This is a genomic window from Venatoribacter cucullus (assembly GCF_016132445.1).
Classification (GTDB): domain Bacteria; phylum Pseudomonadota; class Gammaproteobacteria; order Pseudomonadales; family Oceanobacteraceae; genus Venatoribacter; species Venatoribacter cucullus.
This window is the reverse complement of the sequence record NZ_CP046056.1, coordinates 2,034,088-2,051,965: the sequence shown is the minus strand read 5'-3', so window position 1 is coordinate 2,051,965 and position 17,878 is coordinate 2,034,088. Positions and strand designations below refer to the sequence as shown.

General features: G+C 55.3%; 12 protein-coding genes. 9 read left to right on the top strand and 3 right to left on the bottom strand.

Going from position 1 to position 17,878, the window contains the following annotated elements; genetic code table 11:
- Positions 1-402: 402 nt before the first annotated feature.
- From flgJ to flgL, 3 genes are read left to right on the top strand one after another with little or no spacing between them, the layout of a single operon-like run.
- Positions 403-1,458, top strand: a complete 1,056-nt coding sequence (gene flgJ / locus GJQ55_RS09745) for a flagellar assembly peptidoglycan hydrolase FlgJ (RefSeq protein ID WP_228344772.1) — start codon at positions 403-405, stop codon at positions 1,456-1,458.
- Positions 1,451-4,432 (top strand): flagellar hook-associated protein FlgK, encoded by a 2,982-nt coding sequence (flgK, locus tag GJQ55_RS09740; RefSeq protein WP_228344771.1) that lies wholly within the window; start codon positions 1,451-1,453, stop codon positions 4,430-4,432. The genes flgJ and flgK overlap by 8 nt, the downstream gene beginning before the upstream one ends.
- A 10-nt stretch (positions 4,433-4,442) precedes the next feature.
- Positions 4,443-5,681 carry a flagellar hook-associated protein FlgL gene (gene flgL, locus GJQ55_RS09735; RefSeq protein WP_228344770.1) on the top strand — a complete coding sequence of 413 codons (1,239 nt, stop codon included), beginning with the start codon at positions 4,443-4,445 and terminating at the stop codon, positions 5,679-5,681.
- A gap of 86 nt (positions 5,682-5,767) precedes the next feature.
- Here flgL and GJQ55_RS09730 read toward each other — a convergent pair whose 3' ends face one another.
- Entirely contained in the window at positions 5,768-5,980 is a 213-nt protein-coding gene (locus GJQ55_RS09730) for an RpnC/YadD family protein (protein ID WP_228344769.1), read from the bottom strand.
- A gap of 156 nt (positions 5,981-6,136) precedes the next feature.
- On the bottom strand, positions 6,137-6,427 hold the full coding sequence (locus GJQ55_RS09725) for a nucleotidyltransferase family protein (protein ID WP_228344768.1): 291 nt from the start codon (positions 6,425-6,427) through the stop codon (positions 6,137-6,139).
- Between the two features lie 373 nt (positions 6,428-6,800).
- On the opposite strand from GJQ55_RS09725, the gene GJQ55_RS09720 reads away from it, so the two are divergent.
- The 4 genes from GJQ55_RS09720 to GJQ55_RS09705 all read left to right on the top strand — a co-directional run bounded on the left by GJQ55_RS09720 (position 6,801) and on the right by GJQ55_RS09705 (position 14,615).
- The gene (locus tag GJQ55_RS09720) at positions 6,801-9,365 is read left to right on the top strand and encodes a flagellin N-terminal helical domain-containing protein (protein WP_228344767.1); all 2,565 of its coding nucleotides are present in this window, start codon (positions 6,801-6,803) and stop codon (positions 9,363-9,365) included.
- A 67-nt stretch (positions 9,366-9,432) separates the two neighbouring features.
- Positions 9,433-9,834, top strand: a complete 402-nt coding sequence (locus GJQ55_RS09715; protein WP_228344766.1) for a flagellar protein FlaG — start codon at positions 9,433-9,435, stop codon at positions 9,832-9,834.
- A gap of 172 nt (positions 9,835-10,006) precedes the next feature.
- Positions 10,007-13,945, top strand: a complete 3,939-nt coding sequence (gene fliD, locus GJQ55_RS09710) for a flagellar filament capping protein FliD (RefSeq protein ID WP_228344765.1) — start codon at positions 10,007-10,009, stop codon at positions 13,943-13,945.
- A gap of 211 nt (positions 13,946-14,156) precedes the next feature.
- A complete protein-coding gene (locus GJQ55_RS09705) occupies positions 14,157-14,615 on the top strand; it encodes an ester cyclase (RefSeq protein WP_228344764.1) in 459 nt (152 codons plus the stop codon).
- Between the two features lie 70 nt (positions 14,616-14,685).
- Here the strand turns inward: GJQ55_RS09705 and GJQ55_RS09700 are convergent, their stop codons facing one another.
- A complete protein-coding gene (locus GJQ55_RS09700; protein ID WP_228344763.1) occupies positions 14,686-14,880 on the bottom strand; it encodes a (2Fe-2S)-binding protein in 195 nt (64 codons plus the stop codon).
- Positions 14,881-15,146: 266 nt separating this feature from the next.
- Here GJQ55_RS09700 and prfB point away from each other — a divergent pair.
- Positions 15,147-16,242, top strand: a protein-coding gene (gene prfB / locus GJQ55_RS09695; protein WP_228344762.1) for a peptide chain release factor 2 whose coding sequence is annotated in 2 segments (ribosomal slippage) — positions 15,147-15,218 and positions 15,220-16,242 — 1,095 coding nt in all. Because the reading frame shifts where the segments join, the coding sequence is not laid out codon by codon here.
- Positions 16,243-16,323: 81 nt separating this feature from the next.
- Positions 16,324-17,853 (top strand): lysine--tRNA ligase, encoded by a 1,530-nt coding sequence (gene lysS / locus GJQ55_RS09690; RefSeq protein WP_228344761.1) that lies wholly within the window; start codon positions 16,324-16,326, stop codon positions 17,851-17,853.
- The last annotated feature ends 25 nt before the right edge of the window (positions 17,854-17,878 follow it).

Sequence of the window (17,878 nt, the reverse complement as noted above, 5' to 3'; positions counted from 1 at the left end):
CTCGCTGCGCTTGACGGGAGATGTCAGACGCTCTTAAAAGCCAGCGTCCCTAACGGTTTTCCGGCCCATTCGTTCCAGCCCGAAGTTTGGCAAAGCCAATAGCATCGTTTGGATGACTCCAAACGAGTGGCCAGGGGCATGGATGCCCCTTGGCCGCGTATGCTCAATTGGGTTTGGTAAACGAGGAAACGACCAGCGGGAGTAACAGCCGGAGGCTGGCCCGAAGGGTGAGCGAAGCGAGTAACCAGCTGGAACGCGGGCCAGAGGGGTTGGCAAGGGGATTCTTCCCCTTGCACTGGGGCGCAGGGGCGAAGCCCCGCATGGGCAGCCACGCAGTGGCTGCCCAACCTTGAACGTAATTGGCAAGCATCTTGCATTTATCCAGCAATCAAGGAGTTTGCCATGATCAACAACAACACCAACGTTGCCGCCACCTATACCGACCTGAATGCCCTGCAGGGCATCCGCAAGCTGGGTAAACAAGACCAGAGCGCGGCGTTAATGGAAGTGGCCAAGCAGTTCGAATCCATGTTCGTGAACATGATGATGTCGTCCATGCGTGACGCCAGCGCGGTGTTTGAAGAAGACTCCTTATTCAGCTCGCCGGAAGGCGATTTCTACCAGCAAATGTACGACGACCAGATGGCGTTATCGCTGTCTAACGGCGGTGGCATGGGCCTGGCGCCGGTTATTCATCGCCAGTTAATGAACAGCTACGGCAACGTGAACAAAGACCGCAGCGAACTGCCGCTGGATCAGGGCAAACTGCACGACCGCCGTATTTCTGTGCCAATTTATCAGCCGCTGCAACAAACCCTGGAGCAGGTGGATGCCGAGCTGGCACGCCAGCCAGGCACCCCACAGGCCAGCGCCTCTGAAACGGTAAACAGCCCGGCAGCAGCGGCCAATATCGCCAGCGGTAACGGCGGCAAAGGGCAACAATTTGCCACTCCGGCCGACTTCGTTGCCGCTGTGTACCCGCACGCCCAAACCATTGGCGCCGAACTGGGCGTTGACCCCCGCGCCATTGTCGCCCAGGCAGCGCTGGAAACCGGCTGGGGCAAACACATGATTACCGATGAACAGGGCCGCAACAGCCACAACTTCTTTGGCATTAAGGCCGACCAGCGCTGGAACGGGGAAAGCGTCAATGTGCTTACCCATGAATTCCGCGGCGGCGTGGCCATGAAAGAACGTGCGGCCTTCCGTTCCTACGCCAGCCTGGAAGATGGCCTGCGTGACTACGCCAACTTCCTGCAATCCGGCCAGCGTTACCAGAACGCCATTAACAACGGTCTGGATGCCGACCAGTACGGCTACGAACTGCAGCGCGCCGGCTACGCCACCGACCCGCAGTACGGCGCCAAAATTCAGCGGATTTCCCGCAGCGACACCTTAAAAGACGCGCTGCAACAAATGCAGCAAAGCCTGCTGACAGGAGCACGCAACGATGGCTGATATTCTCTCCATTGCCATTTCCGGCCTGCGCGCCAGTCAGTCGGCGTTAACCGTAACCGGCCATAACATCACCAACGCCGGTACCGAAGGCTACAGCCGCCAGGTGGTTAACCAGAGCGCCAATGCGCCGCAGAATTTCGGCGGCGTGTGGATGGGTTCGGGCGTCGGCATCGACAGCGTTACCCGGGTGTACGACCAGTTTTTAACCCAGCAGCTGTGGCGCGACAGCTCCATTTACAACAGCTTCGATACCCTGGCCACCAACGCCGAACAGATCGACAGCCTGCTGGCCGATTCCGGCACCGGTGTGCAACCCGGCCTGGAGCGGATGTTCGGGGCACTGCAATCGGTGGTGGATGACCCGGCCTCATTGCCGGCCCGGGCGGTATTGCTGAGTGAAAGCCAGGGCCTGGTTGACCGTTTTGCGTTAATCAGCAATCGCCTGCAAACCCAGAACACCATTATTAACGGCCAGATGGACGTGATGGTGGGCGAAATTAACACCATCAGTCAGGCCATTGCCGAACTGAACGAACAGATTCAGTTCGCAACCGCCGCCGCTCAGGGCGTTAAACCCAACGACCTGCTGGATAAGCGCGACGTGCTGGTGAAAGACCTGGCCAAACTGGTGGATGTTACCGTGGTCGAACAGGACGACTCGGTGTGGAACATTGCCGTCGGCAATGGTCAGCCGCTGGTGGTGGGTAACGACTTTAACCGGCTGGAAGTGGACAAAGGCGCGCAGGACCCGGCGCGGTCCGATATTTATTTTGTCGCCGGCAGCAGTCGCCAGCTGGTCACCAGCGCCATGACCGGCGGTCAGCTGGGCGGCACACTGGAATTCCGTAACACCGTGCTCGACCCGGTGCTGAATGGCCTGGGCCGCATGGCGCTGGTGATTAACCAGACCTTTAACGAACAGCACAAGCTGGGCATCGACTTTAACGGCCGCACCGGCGACAACTATTTTTCCGACATCAACACCCCGGAAAAAGCCTACAACCGCATTCTGGGCGACGAAAACAACGCCCGCCCGAACGACCGCCTGGTCAGCATTCACATTAAAGATGCCGGCGCCTTAACCACCAGCGATTACCAGCTGGAATTTCCAGGCCCTGATGATTACACCTTCCGCGTTAAACGCATCAGCGACGGTGAAATTATTGCCACCCGCGCGTTAAGCGGTGATTTTCCCGACAGCGTCGAAGTGGATGGCTTTGAAATACGCTTTGAAGCCGGCAGTTTCCGCCAGGGCGATGACTTTATTATTATGCCGACGCGCAGAGAATCGTCGCAGCTGGCCATGAACCTCACCCGGCCGGAACAGGTCGCCATTGCCTCGGCCGTAACCGGCGAAGCGGCCATTGGTAACCGCGGTAACGCCAACATTACCCAGCCGGATGTGTACGACACCAGCACGCCGTATTTTTCCCGCGATGGCGAAATGACTCCGCCGTTGCTGATTCGTTTTACCTCGCCCACCACCTACGACGTGCTGGACAACACCGACCCGGGCAACCCCATTCCGTTGTTCCCGCCGCTGATGAACCAGACCTACATTCCGGGCATCCGCAACGACATTCTGCCGCAAAACGAAGGCAAAACCGCCTTTACCAGTTTTGGTGGTGTGCTGCCGATGCAGCCGACTTATCAGGCGCCGCCGCCGGCCGCGCCGGTGCAATCGGTAAACGGCTTTTTCCCGGAGCGCATTGTTATCAGCCAGACCGACCCGGTAACCGGCAAAGTCACCTCGCAACCAACGCTGATTACCCGGGCCAACGCCTCGGCCAAAGAAATTGCTGCCGAACTCAGCAAGCGCCCGGGCGTGGAAGCCAGCGCCCGCACCACGGTGGAACTAAGCGACTTCAGTGCCGACGCCAACCCGTTCCAGCCGCTCAGCCTGCGGGTGAACGGCGTGCTGGTGACCGACACTTTAGGCCCCAATCAAACCAAATACGACAAAGACTACCCGGCCGAAGTGCCCGATCCGCTGACCCCGGATTTTGTCGCCGACCGCATTAACGCCAACTTCGATTTTCAACGCATGGGGCTGGTGGCCCAGAGTGACGGCAGCAAAGTCACCATCGTGGCGCTGAACGGCGAAGACGTGAACCTGGAAATCAGCGGCGATAACGGCGATGGCTTCCGCGTCGGCAACGGCCAGGACATTATTCTGCGCGAAACCAGCGAAGCGCCCTATGTACCGCTGAACCCCTTTGAAGGCTACAACTTCAGCGAAGGCGGCCCCTACAACTACGAATTTGACGTACCCGGGCAGGGCACCTTCCGCATTAACCTGAACGAAAACTACGCCACCGGCGCCGACATGCTGAACGGCATTCGCGGCAAGCTGGAAGACGCCGGTTTTACCTTCAGTGGCGACCTGGATGTGGCCATCAGCGAGCGCGGCACCATCAGCTTTCAGCCGCGCATTGACATGAACGCCACCGGCGTAAACGGCTCCAGCAAACTGACCATGGGCGGCCAGCTGAAAGTCGTGACCGACCCTGGCTACAGCTTAAGCATTGAACCACCGGGTAATAACCTGTTCCCCGAAGCGCCGGTGGGCGAGCCGCTGCATTTTGGTTTCAGTGTGGGCATTGACGGCAGCCCCCAGGCCGGCGACCAGTTCACCCTGGATTTCAACAGCGATGGCACCTCCGACAGCCGTAACGGCGTGGCGCTGGCCGGCTTACAAAACCAGGACACCGTGGGCGGCAACGCCAGCTACTCGGATTCGTATTCCATGATCGTGGAAGAAATCGGCTCTATTACCAGCCGCGCCCAGATCAACCGCGATTCCAGTGAAGTGCTGCTGCGCAACACCCAGACCAGCGTCGACAGCATTTCCGGCGTTAACCTGGACGAAGAAGCCGCCGCCTTAATTAAATTCGAGCTGGCCTACAACGCCAACGCTCAGGTGATTCAGGTGGCACGCAGTATTTTTGACACCTTAATCAACACCTTCCGCTAGGAGTTAAACGATGCGTATCGCCACATTGCAGCAATTTAACACCGGCCTGAACGGCATTCTGGACAACCAGGGCGGTGTGAACAAAACCCAGCAGCAGATCTCGACCGGCCGGCGCGTATTAACGCCCGCCGACGACCCCATTGCCGCCACCAAAATTCTGCAGCTGCAGCAGGAACTGGCCCTTAACGACCAGTACACCCGCAACATGACCGCCGCCGATAACCGCCTGAAACTGGAAGAAGCGACGCTGAAATCGGTAACCGCCAACCTGGAACGGGTGAAAGAGCTGACCGTGCAGGCCGGTGGTGGCTCGCTGACCATTACCGACCGGCAAGCCATTGCCGCTGAAATTTTCCAGCTGCAGGAAGGCCTGGCCGACCTGCTGAACACCAAAGACGCCGGTGGCGAATACATTTTTGCCGGTTTCAAAGGCAGCCAGATGCCCTTTGTAAAAGCCGACAATGGCCGCTACGAATACCAGGGCGACGAAGGCCAGCGCTATTTAGCGCTCAGCAACTCCACCACCGTGGCCACCGGCGACAACGGCAAAGCCCTGTTTGTGGACGTACCGGCGGCCAAAAATACCTTCACCACCCAGCTGAACCCGCTGAACAAAGGCACGTTGCAGGTAAACCCCGGCTTTGTCACCGACGAAGAAAAATACAGCGAGTTCTATCCCGACGACCTGATCATTACCTTTAACGCCGAATCGGCAGTGGACCCGAAAGGCGCCAACTTCACCGTGCGCCGCGCCTCTGACAACCGCATTGTTGAAGGCATGGCCAACGTTGCCTATAGCGAAGGCACGGCCATTACCGCCGCCGGCGTTATGTTAAGCCTGAACGGCAAAGCCGAACCGGGCGACCAGGTACTGGCTCGCTCCACGCCCAAACAAAGCGTTACCGACACCATCTTCCGCCTGAATGCCGGCCTGAACACGCTGGGCGATAACCCCATTGATTCGGAAACCCTGGATATTCTGATTGAAGACACCCTGGTAAACCTCACCAACGCCCAGGCCTCGGTATCAGAAATCCGCAGCAACCTGGGCGCGCGCCTGAACGTGGTGGAAAACACCCGCAGCCTCGCTGCTGATGTGAAAGTGGTGAACCAGGAAGTGTTATCCAAACTGGCCGATGTAGACTACGCCGAAGCCGTCAGCCGGCTGGCGCAGCAAACCTTTATGCTGGAAGCCGCGCAGCAGAGTTATGTGAAAATATCGCAGCTGTCGCTGTTTAATCAGATATAAAAGGGCTGGAGGCTGGAGGCTTGAAGCCGGACGCGGAATGGGAGACGGGAGACGCTTTTTAAGTACCAGAAACAACCCGCAGCACCTCAGTGCCTGCGGGCTTCCAGTTCTTTAATTTGCTGGAGGGGCAGGCCTAAGGTGTCAGCAATTTGTTCGGCCGTAAGCAGTTTGTTATCCAGCAGCTTTTGGGCGGCCTCCAGCTGACCCAGGGTAAAACCCTTTTGCTCACCTTGCTGCAGGCCTTTTTGTAAGCCTTTCTGCAAGCCTTCTTCGCGCACCGTCTCGATGTAACTGGCCATTTCATGGTCCTCCTGCGGGTAACGCTGTTCAAATTCTAAGCGCTCATTATTGTCCAGCGCGGTATAGATGTCGACAAACTCAAGGTATTTGAGCTTTTTTACGGGGGACGTGAATGTTGAATCAGCAATTGAAAATGTGAGGATAATCGCTCGGGTTTATATGGGGCTGGAATCCTTCAACACCTGAGCACGGAACTTTTCTGGCAAATCTTCCGGTGTCAGCAAGTCCACCGGTACGCCCAGCAGGGTTTCCAGTTCGTCCTGCAGACCACCCAGGTCAAACAAGGTGGTGCCGGGCAGGGCATCCACCAAAACATCCAGGTCGCTATCGCTCTGGTCAGTCCCCAGAGCTACCGAGCCAAACACGCGCGGGTTAACCACCCTATAACGGCTGGCCGCAGCGCGTACCGCTGCATGGTGTTTTTCCAGAGCGACGGAAGGTTTCATGGCAACACACCCCAACGATGGTGCAAAAAGTTAAAGGCATTATTAAGCAGCTATACAGTTCTGTCGATACATGGGGTACCGGCCCGCCGGCGGCGGGCTGGCGCAGGAATGGGCCGTTTTTTGCGTCTCCCGTCTCCCGTCCGGCGTCTTCCAGCCAAAGCGTCTCCCGTCTCCCGTTTAGCGTCTTCCCGCCAAAGCGTCTCCCGTCTCCCGTCCAGCATCTCCCAGCCTCAAGCCCCCCAAAAAAATTTTCACCCCAGCCCTAAAGAACCCTGACCAGGGGCCGTTAACAGGTATGACGAAGTTATGAATGGGGTTTGGCGAAAGCCACCGGCACCCGCCAGCCCCGCAACGCAGGTACAGGAGAAACACTATGCCGCAAATTATTAACACCAACATGGCGTCCCTAAACGCCCAGCGTAACTTGGACAAATCACAAACCGCCAACCAAACAGCATTACAGCGTTTGTCTTCTGGTCTGCGTATTAACAGCGCCAAAGACGACGCCGCAGGTATGGCGATTTCTACCCGTTTCACCTCTCAGATCAAAGGTCTGAACGTAGCCGTGCGTAACGCCGGTGACGGTATCGCTCTGGCCCAAACCGCGGAAGGCGCACTGGGTTCCATGAACAACAACCTGCAGCGTATCCGTGAACTGGCAGTTCAATCTGCTAACGCTACCAACTCCGACGTAGACCGTGAAGCACTGCAAGCTGAGGTTGATCAGCTGGTTGCTGAGGTCTCTCGTACTGCAAGCGAAATCGACTTCAACGGCCGTAAGCTGTTGGATGGTTCTTTCAAGGCAACTTTCCAAATTGGTGCGAACGCTGGTCAAACCGTTGACATCTCTATCGCTGAACTGACTGCTGAAAAGTTAGGTTCTTCTTTGAAAGCGGGTGTGTCTGCTCAAGGTACTGGTCTGAAACTGAACAACGGCGACTTAATCATCAACGGTCAAGCGATCCGTTCATCAGTGGAAAGTGATGACAATCTGTCATTTGCGGGTCGTTCTGGTTCTGCCATTGCCAAAGCTGCAGCGATCAACTCGGTATCTGACAAGACTGGCGTAACTGCTACTGTTGATGAAAACGTAGTGGTAGGTAGCAAGATTCCTGTAGGTGCTACCCCAGGCACCGCCGCAGCTGGCGGTAAGTTCTTACTGAACGGCGTGGAAGTTACTCTTCAAGCCACTGATAACACCACTGAAGTAGCGCGCGCGGGCACTCGTAACGCAGTAGTTGCTTCTATTAACGCGAAGTCAGGCCAAACAGGTGTTACCGCTGAAGATGGTGGTGAAGCAGGCGGTGTGATTCTGAAAGCGGCTGATGGTCGTAACATTACGTTGTCTGCAAGTGGTACAGCTGCTACCGATTTGGAAGCGGCTGATCTAGAAAAATTGGGTCTGGCATCGTTCGGTACTTCTAGCGCGGGCTTCACGCTGACAGCTGCTAACGCCAACACTCCGATTGTGATTGAAGGTGGTAACGGTACTGGTACTGGTAACTTGGCGACTTCAGGTTTGTCTGCCGGTAAGTATGGTGCTCAAGTGGCTCATGCAACCTCTAAATCTGCCATTGCATACGGTGCTGCTGCAGCAATTACTGCTGCGGATTTAGGTGCGGCAGCAGGTGATTCGATCTCTCAAGAAGCGTTGGATAAAATCAACTCATTCTTGGTTAATTTCGGTGCTAAAGCCGTTGGCATGCAGTCTGCTACTACTACTCCAGCTGCGACAGGTGTTCAAAACACAGCGGATGGTATTGCCAACTCAATCAACGATCGTATTAAAGACATTACCGGTACTCTGGGTACTACCACCGGTGGTACAGGTCTTGTAAGCGATATGGTGACTGCTTTAAATACCCTGATCACCACTTCTACCACTGCAGATACCGCTGGCTCTCAAAACGCTTCATTGATTGCTAAAGATCGTGCGTTACAAGACGGTGACTTGATCATTAACGGCGTAAGTATTCGTGCATCAACTGCATTGGATGATACTGCGTCCTACACCGATTTCTCAGTGGGTGGCACTGTAACAGCACCTACTTATGGGGGTACTTCTAACGGTGCTGCGTCAGCTATCGCTATCGCTGCTGCGATTAACGATGCGTATGACTCAACCGGTGTGAAAGCGGAAGTTAATGCGACTGAATTTACCGGTGCCGCAAAAGCACATAACGGTACTACAGTGGCTTCTACTCTGACTCTGCATATCAACAACGTACAAGTGCAAATTTCTGAGACGTTTGATGCTGAGAAAAACCGTTCAGCGGCTATGGCAGCCATCAATGCTGTTGCTGGCCAAACGGGTGTAACTGCAGAAGACAACGGTGTGTCCTTAACACTGAAAGCGGCTGATGGTCGTAACATCACCATGTACGCACAGCAATCTGCGGCGACTACTGCTGCGGGTAACTTCGGTTTACATGGTATTAGTGAGGGTGCTGTGGCACCTACTGAAGGTGTAGCTGGTGGCGCTGACTCAACTTATATGACTGTGTACGGCACTGTATCTCTGTCGTCTTCTAAAGCATTCGATGTGAGCTATGGCACTTCTGGCTCTAAAGGTTTGGCTAACACTGGCTTAACTGCAGGTGTGTACGGTGGTGGTTCAGACGGTCAAGCGCTGACTGAGATTGATATTTCGACTTTTGAAGGTGCACAGAAAGCCATCGTGGCGATCGACAACGCCATTGGTCAGGTAGCGTCTCAACGTGCAGACTTGGGTGCGATCCAAAACCGTATGGAATCGACTGTAAGCAACCTGAAAGTAACTTCTGAGAACCTGAGCGCGGCGAACTCCCGTATTCAGGACGCCGACTTCGCGGCCGAAACTGCCGAGCTGTCCCGTACTCAGGTACTGCAACAGGCGGGTATCTCGATTCTGGCTCAGGCCAACGCCTCTGGTCAGAACGTACTGTCTCTGCTGGGCTAACAGGCCCGAATGGGCGGGGAAGGGTAACCTTCCCCGTGCCGCCTGAACCCAATATGAGAGGTGATGTATGAACGAGATGAAGCTGAATGCCCCGGTAGTTACTACCGCAGCTGTATCACCCTCAGCTGCCAGCAAAGCCAGCAGCGTTTATAACGCCGCCAGCAAGCCGGCAGAAGTGAATGCCAGTAAGGCAACCAGCGGCAAGGAATTGCCGCCCCCGGCCACCAACGTGACCGGCCTGAACCGCGAACAGGTTCAGGATGCCGTATCGCGCATTAACGAGTACGTACAGCAAACCGAGCGGACTTTGTCGTTCCGCCTCGATGAAGACAGCGGCCAGACCGTGATCAGTGTGTACGACAAAGCCTCTGAAGAACTGATTCGTCAGATCCCCAGTGAGCTGGCCTTACAACTGGCACAAAAACTGAATGATGAAGAGCCGTCTTTATTGTTCAGAGCGCAGGTTTAGCCGTAACGGATTGTTTACAAAACAGTCCTTCAGAAAACCCTGTACCGGCCGATAAAGCCAGTACAGGGTTTTTTTATGGCTGCTTGTATAGCTGCTTTTATAGCTGTTGATTGGCCACACAACCCGTTAGCATTAGCTGTTAAACAGGCACCGTAAGGTAAGAGGTAAGGTTATGGCATCTATTCAGTCGTTGGGGCTTGGTTCGGGGGTTCTTACCACCGATCTGGTCGAAAAACTGGTAAACGCCGAGCGCGAGGTGGCCGAGCTGCGGTTAAACAACCGCCAGGAGCTGACCGAAGCCAAAATTACCGCTTACGGCGAAATTAAATCGCAGATGAGCAAAATTCAGACGGCGGCCGGGGCGTTGTCCAGCCCGTCGTTAATGGGTGCCACCATTGTTACCTCATCCGATGACAGCGTCTTAACCGCCACCGGCTCGGCCACCGCTGACCCCGGCACTTACAACGTGGAAGTGCTGAACACCGCCAAATCGCACGCACTGGCCACCGGCAGCTACGCCAGTTTTGATGAAATTATTGGCACCGGTAAGCTGGTGTTTACCTTTGGCGAACTCAGCTACGACGGCAGCAATAATATTACCGGCCAAACGGTAAACCCCGAGCGCGCCTCTAAAACCATTACCATTGACGATTCCAACCGCACCTTAAGCGGTATTCGCGATGCCATTAACAAGGCCAATATGGGCGTAACCGCCACCATCGTTAACGACGGTAATGGCTACCGCCTGTTAATGAATTCCAGCGATACCGGGGTGGAAAACGCCATTCGTATTGAAGCGCAGGATGCCGCCGGTAATGCCTTAAGCGGCGGGCTGGGGGCCTTTGCCTTTAACGAAAACCAGGTCGGCAGCGGGCTTACCCAAACCAGCAAGGGCGAAGATGCCCAGCTGCAGGTGAATGGTTTAACCATTACCCGCGCCAGCAACACCGTGGACGAAGTGATTAAAGGCGTAACGCTGAATTTAAAAAGTGCCGATGTGGGTAAAAACATCAGCATTAATGTCAGCCCCGACACCGAGGCCTTAACCGAAAACATCGACAGCTTTATTACCGCCTACAACGATTTAAAAAGTTTTGTCGATGATTTATCCAAATTTGACCCATCGTCGAATGTGGGCGGCCTGTTAATGGGCGATTCCACCATCCGTACCATGATGTCGCAGGTGCGGGCGCTCATCAGCGAGCCAATTGTGGGCTTAACCGGTAAATACCGCTCGTTAACCGAGCTGGGTGTAAACACCGACCGCAACAACGATTATTTGCTGACCTTTGATAAAACCGCGTTCAGCAAAGCGCTGAATGAAGACCGCTCGGCGCTTATTGGTTTGCTGGCCAAAACCGGTACCACCACCGACAGCCAGATTACCTACGTTAACGACTCCATTAACACCAAGCCGGGCACCTACGACGTTAACATTACCCAGCTGGCCACCCAGGCGAAATACACCGCCGGTTCGCTGGCGTTGCTGGATTTTTCCAGCCCGGTAATCATTGACGACAGCAACAACAATTTCAGCATTAATGTGAACGGCCAGACCGCCGCCGTGGAATTAACTAAAGGCAGTTACAGCAGCGGCGAAGAGCTGGCTGCGCAGCTGGCGTTGCAGATTAACAGCAACGAAAGTTTGTCGAAATTTGGCCACAGCGTGTCAGTGGAATACAACGCCACTGATAAAAATTTCAGTTTTACCTCCAACAAATACGGCAGCGAATCGCAGGTGTATTTCACCAGCGTGGATGCCAATACTGCCAATACCCTGGGCTTTAATACCCTGGGCGCGGGTACCTATGAAGGGGTGGGTTTAACCACCTTAGGTGCCGAAGCCTTTACCGGCAAAGGCGCCAGCACCTTGCCGGGCAACCGTGCCGTGGCCGCCGATGCCGGCATTAATTTCGCCACCAGTAACGCCAGCTTTTCGTTGAACATTGGCGGCAGCCCTGTGGCGGTAACCGTCAGCCAGAATGCCGCCGGCACCGACCTGAACGGCGATGGTGTATTCGGTGACCGTAACGACACTTTGCAGGCCATTCAGAATGCCCTCGACAGCACACCCGGCCTGAACGGTGCGGTAACCGCATCCTTTGATAAAAACGGTTTTTTAACCTTTACCACCAGCGCCATTGGTGCCGCACAGAGTATTGAAATTACCGATGTCGGCACCGGCACCAGCGATGTATTGCTGGGCCTGCGCGGTGACCAGGGGCCGGTAACCAATGGCAAAAACGCGGGTTTAACCCTGGGCAGTGCGGTGGATTTTGATGTCACGGTGGACGGCACCACCACGTCCACTAAAGTATCGGTACCGGCAGGCACCTACGCTACCGGTGAAGACCTGGCCGCTGCTGTGCAACAGGCGCTGACGGACCGGTTAAGCACCGATGCCAATTTCGCCGGTGTGCAACGCGGCGCCGAAACCGCCACCGGCACCCGTGATATTTCTGCCGTGGATTTCAGCACCACCAATGCCGGTTTCCGCCTGAATGTGAGTGGGGTAGAAAAAGAAATTATTGTTACCACCAACAGCGGTAACCGGCAGGCCGATATTCAGGCCGCGCTGGATGCGGCTTATGGCGCTAACGTGGTAACGGCGGCGCTGGACGGCAATGGCCTGAAACTCAGCAGTGTGGCCAAGGGCTACCAGCAATACATTGAAGTTGCCGGCGATGGCCGGGGTGCGCGCAGCAGCAGCTTTGCCAACCTGGCTACCGGTATTGATTTCAGCGGAGCCAATTACGCCACCTTCGATTTAACCGTGGCCGGCGTTACCCTGAACGTGAATGTCAACGGCGATGGCACCAGCGGCGGTAACGACAGCGCTTCGAACCTGGCGGTTATTCAGCAGGCGCTGGACACCGCCTTAACCGGCAGCGGCCAGTTTGCCGCCGGCGATGTGCAGGCCAAAGTGGACGACATCGGTAATCTGTATTTTGAAACCGTCGCCAAAAATGGTGTGCGCACTGCGGCTACGTTTGGTTCCGCCGCGCAGCTGGCAATCAGCAATGTTGAAGGTAACCCGGCGCTGGGACTGAGTGCCGGAACCAGCACCAACGGCTATGACGGTTTTGGGTTAAGCACCAACAGCCGCACCTTTGGTTACAGCCTGGATGCTGCAGTCAGCTACAACTACGACCCCGACACCAAACTTGGTTCGTTCGACATCAGCATTGGCGGTAACGCCACTCAGGTGGGCTTTACCAATCTGGATTCTGCCGCAGTGTCGTTTTTAGGCCTGCAGGATGCCAGCCTGTACAGCCCGGAAATTCCCAAAGGCAAAGACGTTGCCGGCACCATTAATGGCGTAGAAGCCAGCGGCACCGGGCAGTTTTTGCGCGCCGTCGATGGCAACGCCAAAGCCACCAACGGCTTTTATCTGGGCAATACTGCCACTGACTTTTCGACGGCGGTGGAACTGAATGCCAATAACAGCACCTTTAAAATTTCCGTCGATGGCACCGAAGCCGAAGTGAAGCTGACCCTTCCGGCCACCTACAACAGCGGCGCCACGCTGGCGGCGGCATTGCAGAAAGCCATTAACGATAATCCGGCCTTTAAAGACAAAAATCTGGGCGTTAAGGTGGAATACACCGATGACCCCACGTCTTTTGCCAACGGCAAATTCGGTATTATTTCGGCCTCTGCCGGTGCCCAGTCAGAAGTGCGCATTACCGAAGCGAATGCTGAAGTAGCGGCGGTATTTGGTTTTGTTACCGGTATTGGTGATGGCGCCAAAGGCAAGGCGCAGGTGGGTGAGGTGGATGCCGCTTCTGGCCTGCGCCTGAAAATTACCGGCGGCAACGTTGGCAGCCGTGGCAGCGTCACCTATGTGTCAGGCTTTGGTGACCGCTTAAAAGACATTATGGACGGTTTCCTGAATGGCCAGAACAGTGTGATTGCCGGCCGTGAACGGGCGCTGGATACCGATACCAAGGCCATTGCTGAAGATCGTGAGCGCATGGAAATTCGTCTGGCGGCTCAGGAAGCGCGGTTGCGGGCGTCGTTCCTGTATAACGATGCCATTGTGTCCAAGCTGAATACCACGCTGGATTACGTTAAGCAGCAGTTTGAAGCCATGGCCAACTCGAAAAAGTAATGGTTAAGCACTAAGCGGCTAAACCTTGTGGCTGAAGAATAACTGCACAGGAATGCAGTTGACCGTTAGTCGCCGGAATGGTGATGGCCGTCTGTCTGGGCGGGTTATGTACTGGCAACCGCCGCAGTGGTGTTGCACACTCAACAGGCTTTTCAGCCGGCAGGGCGTTGTCGCCGGTACCTGACGCACCATGTTCTGACAGGAGGTCTGTATGCAACCCACCGGCACGCAGCAAGTACAGCATTACAAGGCGTTGGTAGAGCATTTTACCCGCTTGTCGTGGAACACCGGAAAATTCAACCTGCTGCAACAGCTGGTAACCCCCGATTATGTGTACCACACCAGTTTTGTTGAGGGCTTTAAAGACTTTGCCGCCTTCAGCGACTACGTGAAAGAAATCCGCAATGCCATCCCCGATCTGGATGTCAGCATTGAAGAGCTGATGGTTGAGGGCGACAAGGCCATCAGTGTTTCTACTTTTTCCGGCACCTTTGAAAAACCCATATTTGGAATGCAGCCGAACCACCGCATTGTGAGTTTTGGCGGCATATCGGTATGGGAATTCCGCCGTGGCCGGGTCTGTGGCCAGAATACGCTGGTGGATATTTCTGAACTCAACCGCCAGCTGCAGGAAGTGCCGGCGGTGCAGGTGGTGAATAAGCTGGCCTGAGGTTTCGGGCATACATTACGGACACAAAAAAAGAGCCAGCGTGGCTCTTTTTGCGTTTCTGCGGGGAAGCTCAGCTGGCTGCAGCAAATTCGCAGGCGGGGAGCTTGCTGGTGTATTCGCGCACCAGCTGCTTGGCACACTGGCCGCAGCAACCACAATCAGTGCCTACGCCCAGTTTCTGGCGGATTTGCGCATAGCCATCACCGGCGGCCACCGACTGCTCGATTTGTTGTTGGGTAACGGCTTTGCACAGACAGACGTACATAATAGAAAACCAGATGCGAATTACTTTGATTTGCACTGTAGTCTGAATGCGAAGGATTTGCAATAGCTTGCAGGTGCCTTTGATAAAGATTCTCAACCTGACTCACCTGACAGCCTTTTTACGCGATACCGCGCATTACGGATAACAGCGGCCGGCTCGCATCCGGCGGCGGGTTTCTGTAAAATGCTGCCTCTTTTTTCCGGCGGCCCGCGGGCAGCTATTGTCAGTTCTTCCGCAACAATGCGGCTTGAAAGCAGGGTATTACATTGGAAATTAATCCGATTCTCGAAACCATTAAAGACCTCAAGGCGCGCACCGACGTGCTGAGGGGGTATCTTTGACTACGCCAACAAGGTTGAGCGTTTAGAAGAAGTCGAACACGAACTGTCGCAGGGCGATGTGTGGGACAACCCCGAACGCGCCCAGGAGCTGGGCAAAGAGCGCTCGGCGCTGGAAGCGGTGGTAAAAACCATCGACACCCTCGACAACGGCCTCGGCGATGCCCGTGACCTGCTGGATATGGCCGTGGAAGAAAACGACGAGTCTGCCGTTAACGACATCCGCACTGAACTGGCCGCCCTGCAGAAAGAACTGGAAACGCTGGAATTCCGCCGTATGTTCTCCGGCGAACTGGACCCCAGCAACTGCTACGTGGAAATTCAGGCTGGCTCCGGCGGCACCGAAGCTCAGGACTGGGCCAACATGCTGCTGCGTATGTACCTGCGCTGGATTGAAGCGCATGGGTTTAAAGGCGAGCTGATGGAAGTTTCCGAAGCGGAAGTGGCCGGTATTAAAGGCGCTACCATTCGGGTGGAAGGTGAATACGCCTACGGCTGGCTGCGTACTGAAACCGGCGTACACCGTCTGGTGCGTAAGAGCCCGTTCGACTCTGGCAACCGTCGCCACACCTCGTTCTCGTCGGTGTTTGTGTCACCGGAAGTCGATGACGATATTGATATCGAAATTAACCCGGCCGATCTGCGCATCGACGTATACCGTGCCTCCGGCGCGGGTGGTCAGCACGTTAACCGGACTGAATCGGCGGTGCGTATTACCCACATTCCCACCAACACCGTGGCGCAATGTCAGAATGACCGCTCGCAGCACAAAAACAAAGACCAGGCCATGAAACAGCTGAAAGCCAAGCTGTACGAGCTGGAGCTGCAAAAGCGCAGCGCCGACGCGCAGGCACTGGAGGACACCAAGTCAGACATTGGCTGGGGCAGCCAGATCCGTTCTTACGTGCTGGACGATGCCCGTATTAAAGATTTGCGTACCGGGGTAGAAACCCGCAATACGCAGGCGGTACTGGACGGCGACCTTGATCAGTTTATTGAGGCCAGCCTGAAAAAAGGCCTGTAATCAGATCAACAAAAAGGCCTGTAAACAGACCTGCCAGACCCCATACTCACTTTTGATTTACCCCGACCGGAAGGGTGCAACATGACCGACAAAACAACCGAACAAACGGCTCAGGATGAAAACAAACTGATTGCCGAACGCCGCGCCAAACTGGAAGCCCTGCGCAGTAAGTGCAAGGCCAATGGCCACCCGAATGATTTTCGCCGCGAACATTTAGCCGGCGATATCAAAGCCGCTCATGGCCAGAAGAGCCAGGAAGAACTGGCGGCGGCGGGTATCCGCGTATCGGTTGCCGGCCGGGTGATGCGCCGTGGCGGCCCGTTTGTGGGCATTCAGGACAGCACCGACAGCATTCAGGTGTACATGGGCAAAGCATTGCAAAAAGACAGCGAAGCCTGGCAACTGCTGGATATGGGCGACATTATTGCCGCTACCGGTACGCTGCACCTGTCGGGTAAAGGCGAACTGTATGTGGAAATTGCCGACATTGCCGATTTCCGCATTTTAACCAAGTCACTGCGCCCGCTGCCGGATAAATTCCACGGCCTGGCCGACCAGGAAATGAAATACCGTCAGCGTTACGTTGACCTGATCATTAACCCGGAAACGCGCAAAACCTTCCAGATCCGCTCCAAAATTATTGAGAGCATCCGTTTCTTCCTGTCGCAGCGCGGCTTTATGGAAGTGGAAACCCCGATGCTGCAAACCATTCCCGGTGGTGCGTCGGCCAAGCCGTTTGAAACCCACCACAATGCCATGGGCATTGATATGTTTTTGCGTATCGCCCCCGAGCTGTACCTGAAGCGTCTGGTGGTGGGCGGTTTTGACCGCGTGTTTGAAATTAACCGCAATTTCCGCAACGAAGGCACCAGCACCCGGCATAACCCGGAATTCACCATGATCGAGTTTTATCAGGCTTACGCCGATTACCGCGACATGATGGATTTAACCGAAGATATGCTGCGTTTCCTGGCCGAAAGCGTACTGGGCACCACCACCATTCAATACGGTGATTCCAGCTACGATTTCGCCGCACCGTTCGCCCGCATCAGCATGGTTGACGCCATTCTGAAATACAACGACGGCATGGACGAAGCGGTACTGCGCGACGCCGAAAACAATATCGAAACCCTGAAAGAATACGCCCGCAAAGTGGGTATTCATTTAGGCCCGAAAGAAGCGGGCTGGGGTGCCGGTAAACTGCTGTGCGAAATTTTTGAAGAAACCGCTGAAAGCAAACTCGACCAGCCGACCTTTATTACCGAATACCCATGGGAAGTGTCACCGCTGGCGCGCCGTAACGACGACAACCCGTTCGTCACCGACCGTTTTGAATTCTTTATCGGCGGCCGCGAACTGGCCAACGGTTTCTCGGAATTAAACGACGCCGAAGACCAGGCTGAACGCTTCCGCAAACAAGTGGAAGAAAAAGACGCCGGCGACGACGAAGCCATGCACTACGATGCCGATTACGTCAACGCACTGGAATACGGCCTGCCGCCGACTGCCGGTGAAGGGATTGGTGTCGATCGTCTGGTGATGCTGTTTACCAACAGCCACACCATTAAAGACGTGATTCTGTTCCCGCACATGAAGCCGGTGGCGGAGTAAGTGTTTATTGGTTGAGGGTTCGGGG

Bases quoted from the DNA above. Each gene is read 5' to 3' on its own strand.
- fliD (WP_228344765.1), top strand. From the start codon at position 10,007: ATGGCATCTATTCAGTCGTTGGGGCTTGGTTCGGGGGTTCTTACCACC.
- GJQ55_RS09705 (WP_228344764.1), top strand. From the start codon at position 14,157: ATGCAACCCACCGGCACGCAGCAAGTACAGCATTACAAGGCGTTGGTA.
- GJQ55_RS09715 (WP_228344766.1), top strand. From the start codon at position 9,433: ATGAACGAGATGAAGCTGAATGCCCCGGTAGTTACTACCGCAGCTGTA.
- flgJ (WP_228344772.1), top strand. From the start codon at position 403: ATGATCAACAACAACACCAACGTTGCCGCCACCTATACCGACCTGAAT.
- lysS (WP_228344761.1), top strand. From the start codon at position 16,324: ATGACCGACAAAACAACCGAACAAACGGCTCAGGATGAAAACAAACTG.
- GJQ55_RS09700 (WP_228344763.1), bottom strand. From the start codon at position 14,880: ATGTACGTCTGTCTGTGCAAAGCCGTTACCCAACAACAAATCGAGCAG.
- flgL (WP_228344770.1), top strand. From the start codon at position 4,443: ATGCGTATCGCCACATTGCAGCAATTTAACACCGGCCTGAACGGCATT.
- GJQ55_RS09725 (WP_228344768.1), bottom strand. From the start codon at position 6,427: ATGAAACCTTCCGTCGCTCTGGAAAAACACCATGCAGCGGTACGCGCT.
- GJQ55_RS09730 (WP_228344769.1), bottom strand. From the start codon at position 5,980: ATGGCCAGTTACATCGAGACGGTGCGCGAAGAAGGCTTGCAGAAAGGC.
- flgK (WP_228344771.1), top strand. From the start codon at position 1,451: ATGGCTGATATTCTCTCCATTGCCATTTCCGGCCTGCGCGCCAGTCAG.
- GJQ55_RS09720 (WP_228344767.1), top strand. From the start codon at position 6,801: ATGCCGCAAATTATTAACACCAACATGGCGTCCCTAAACGCCCAGCGT.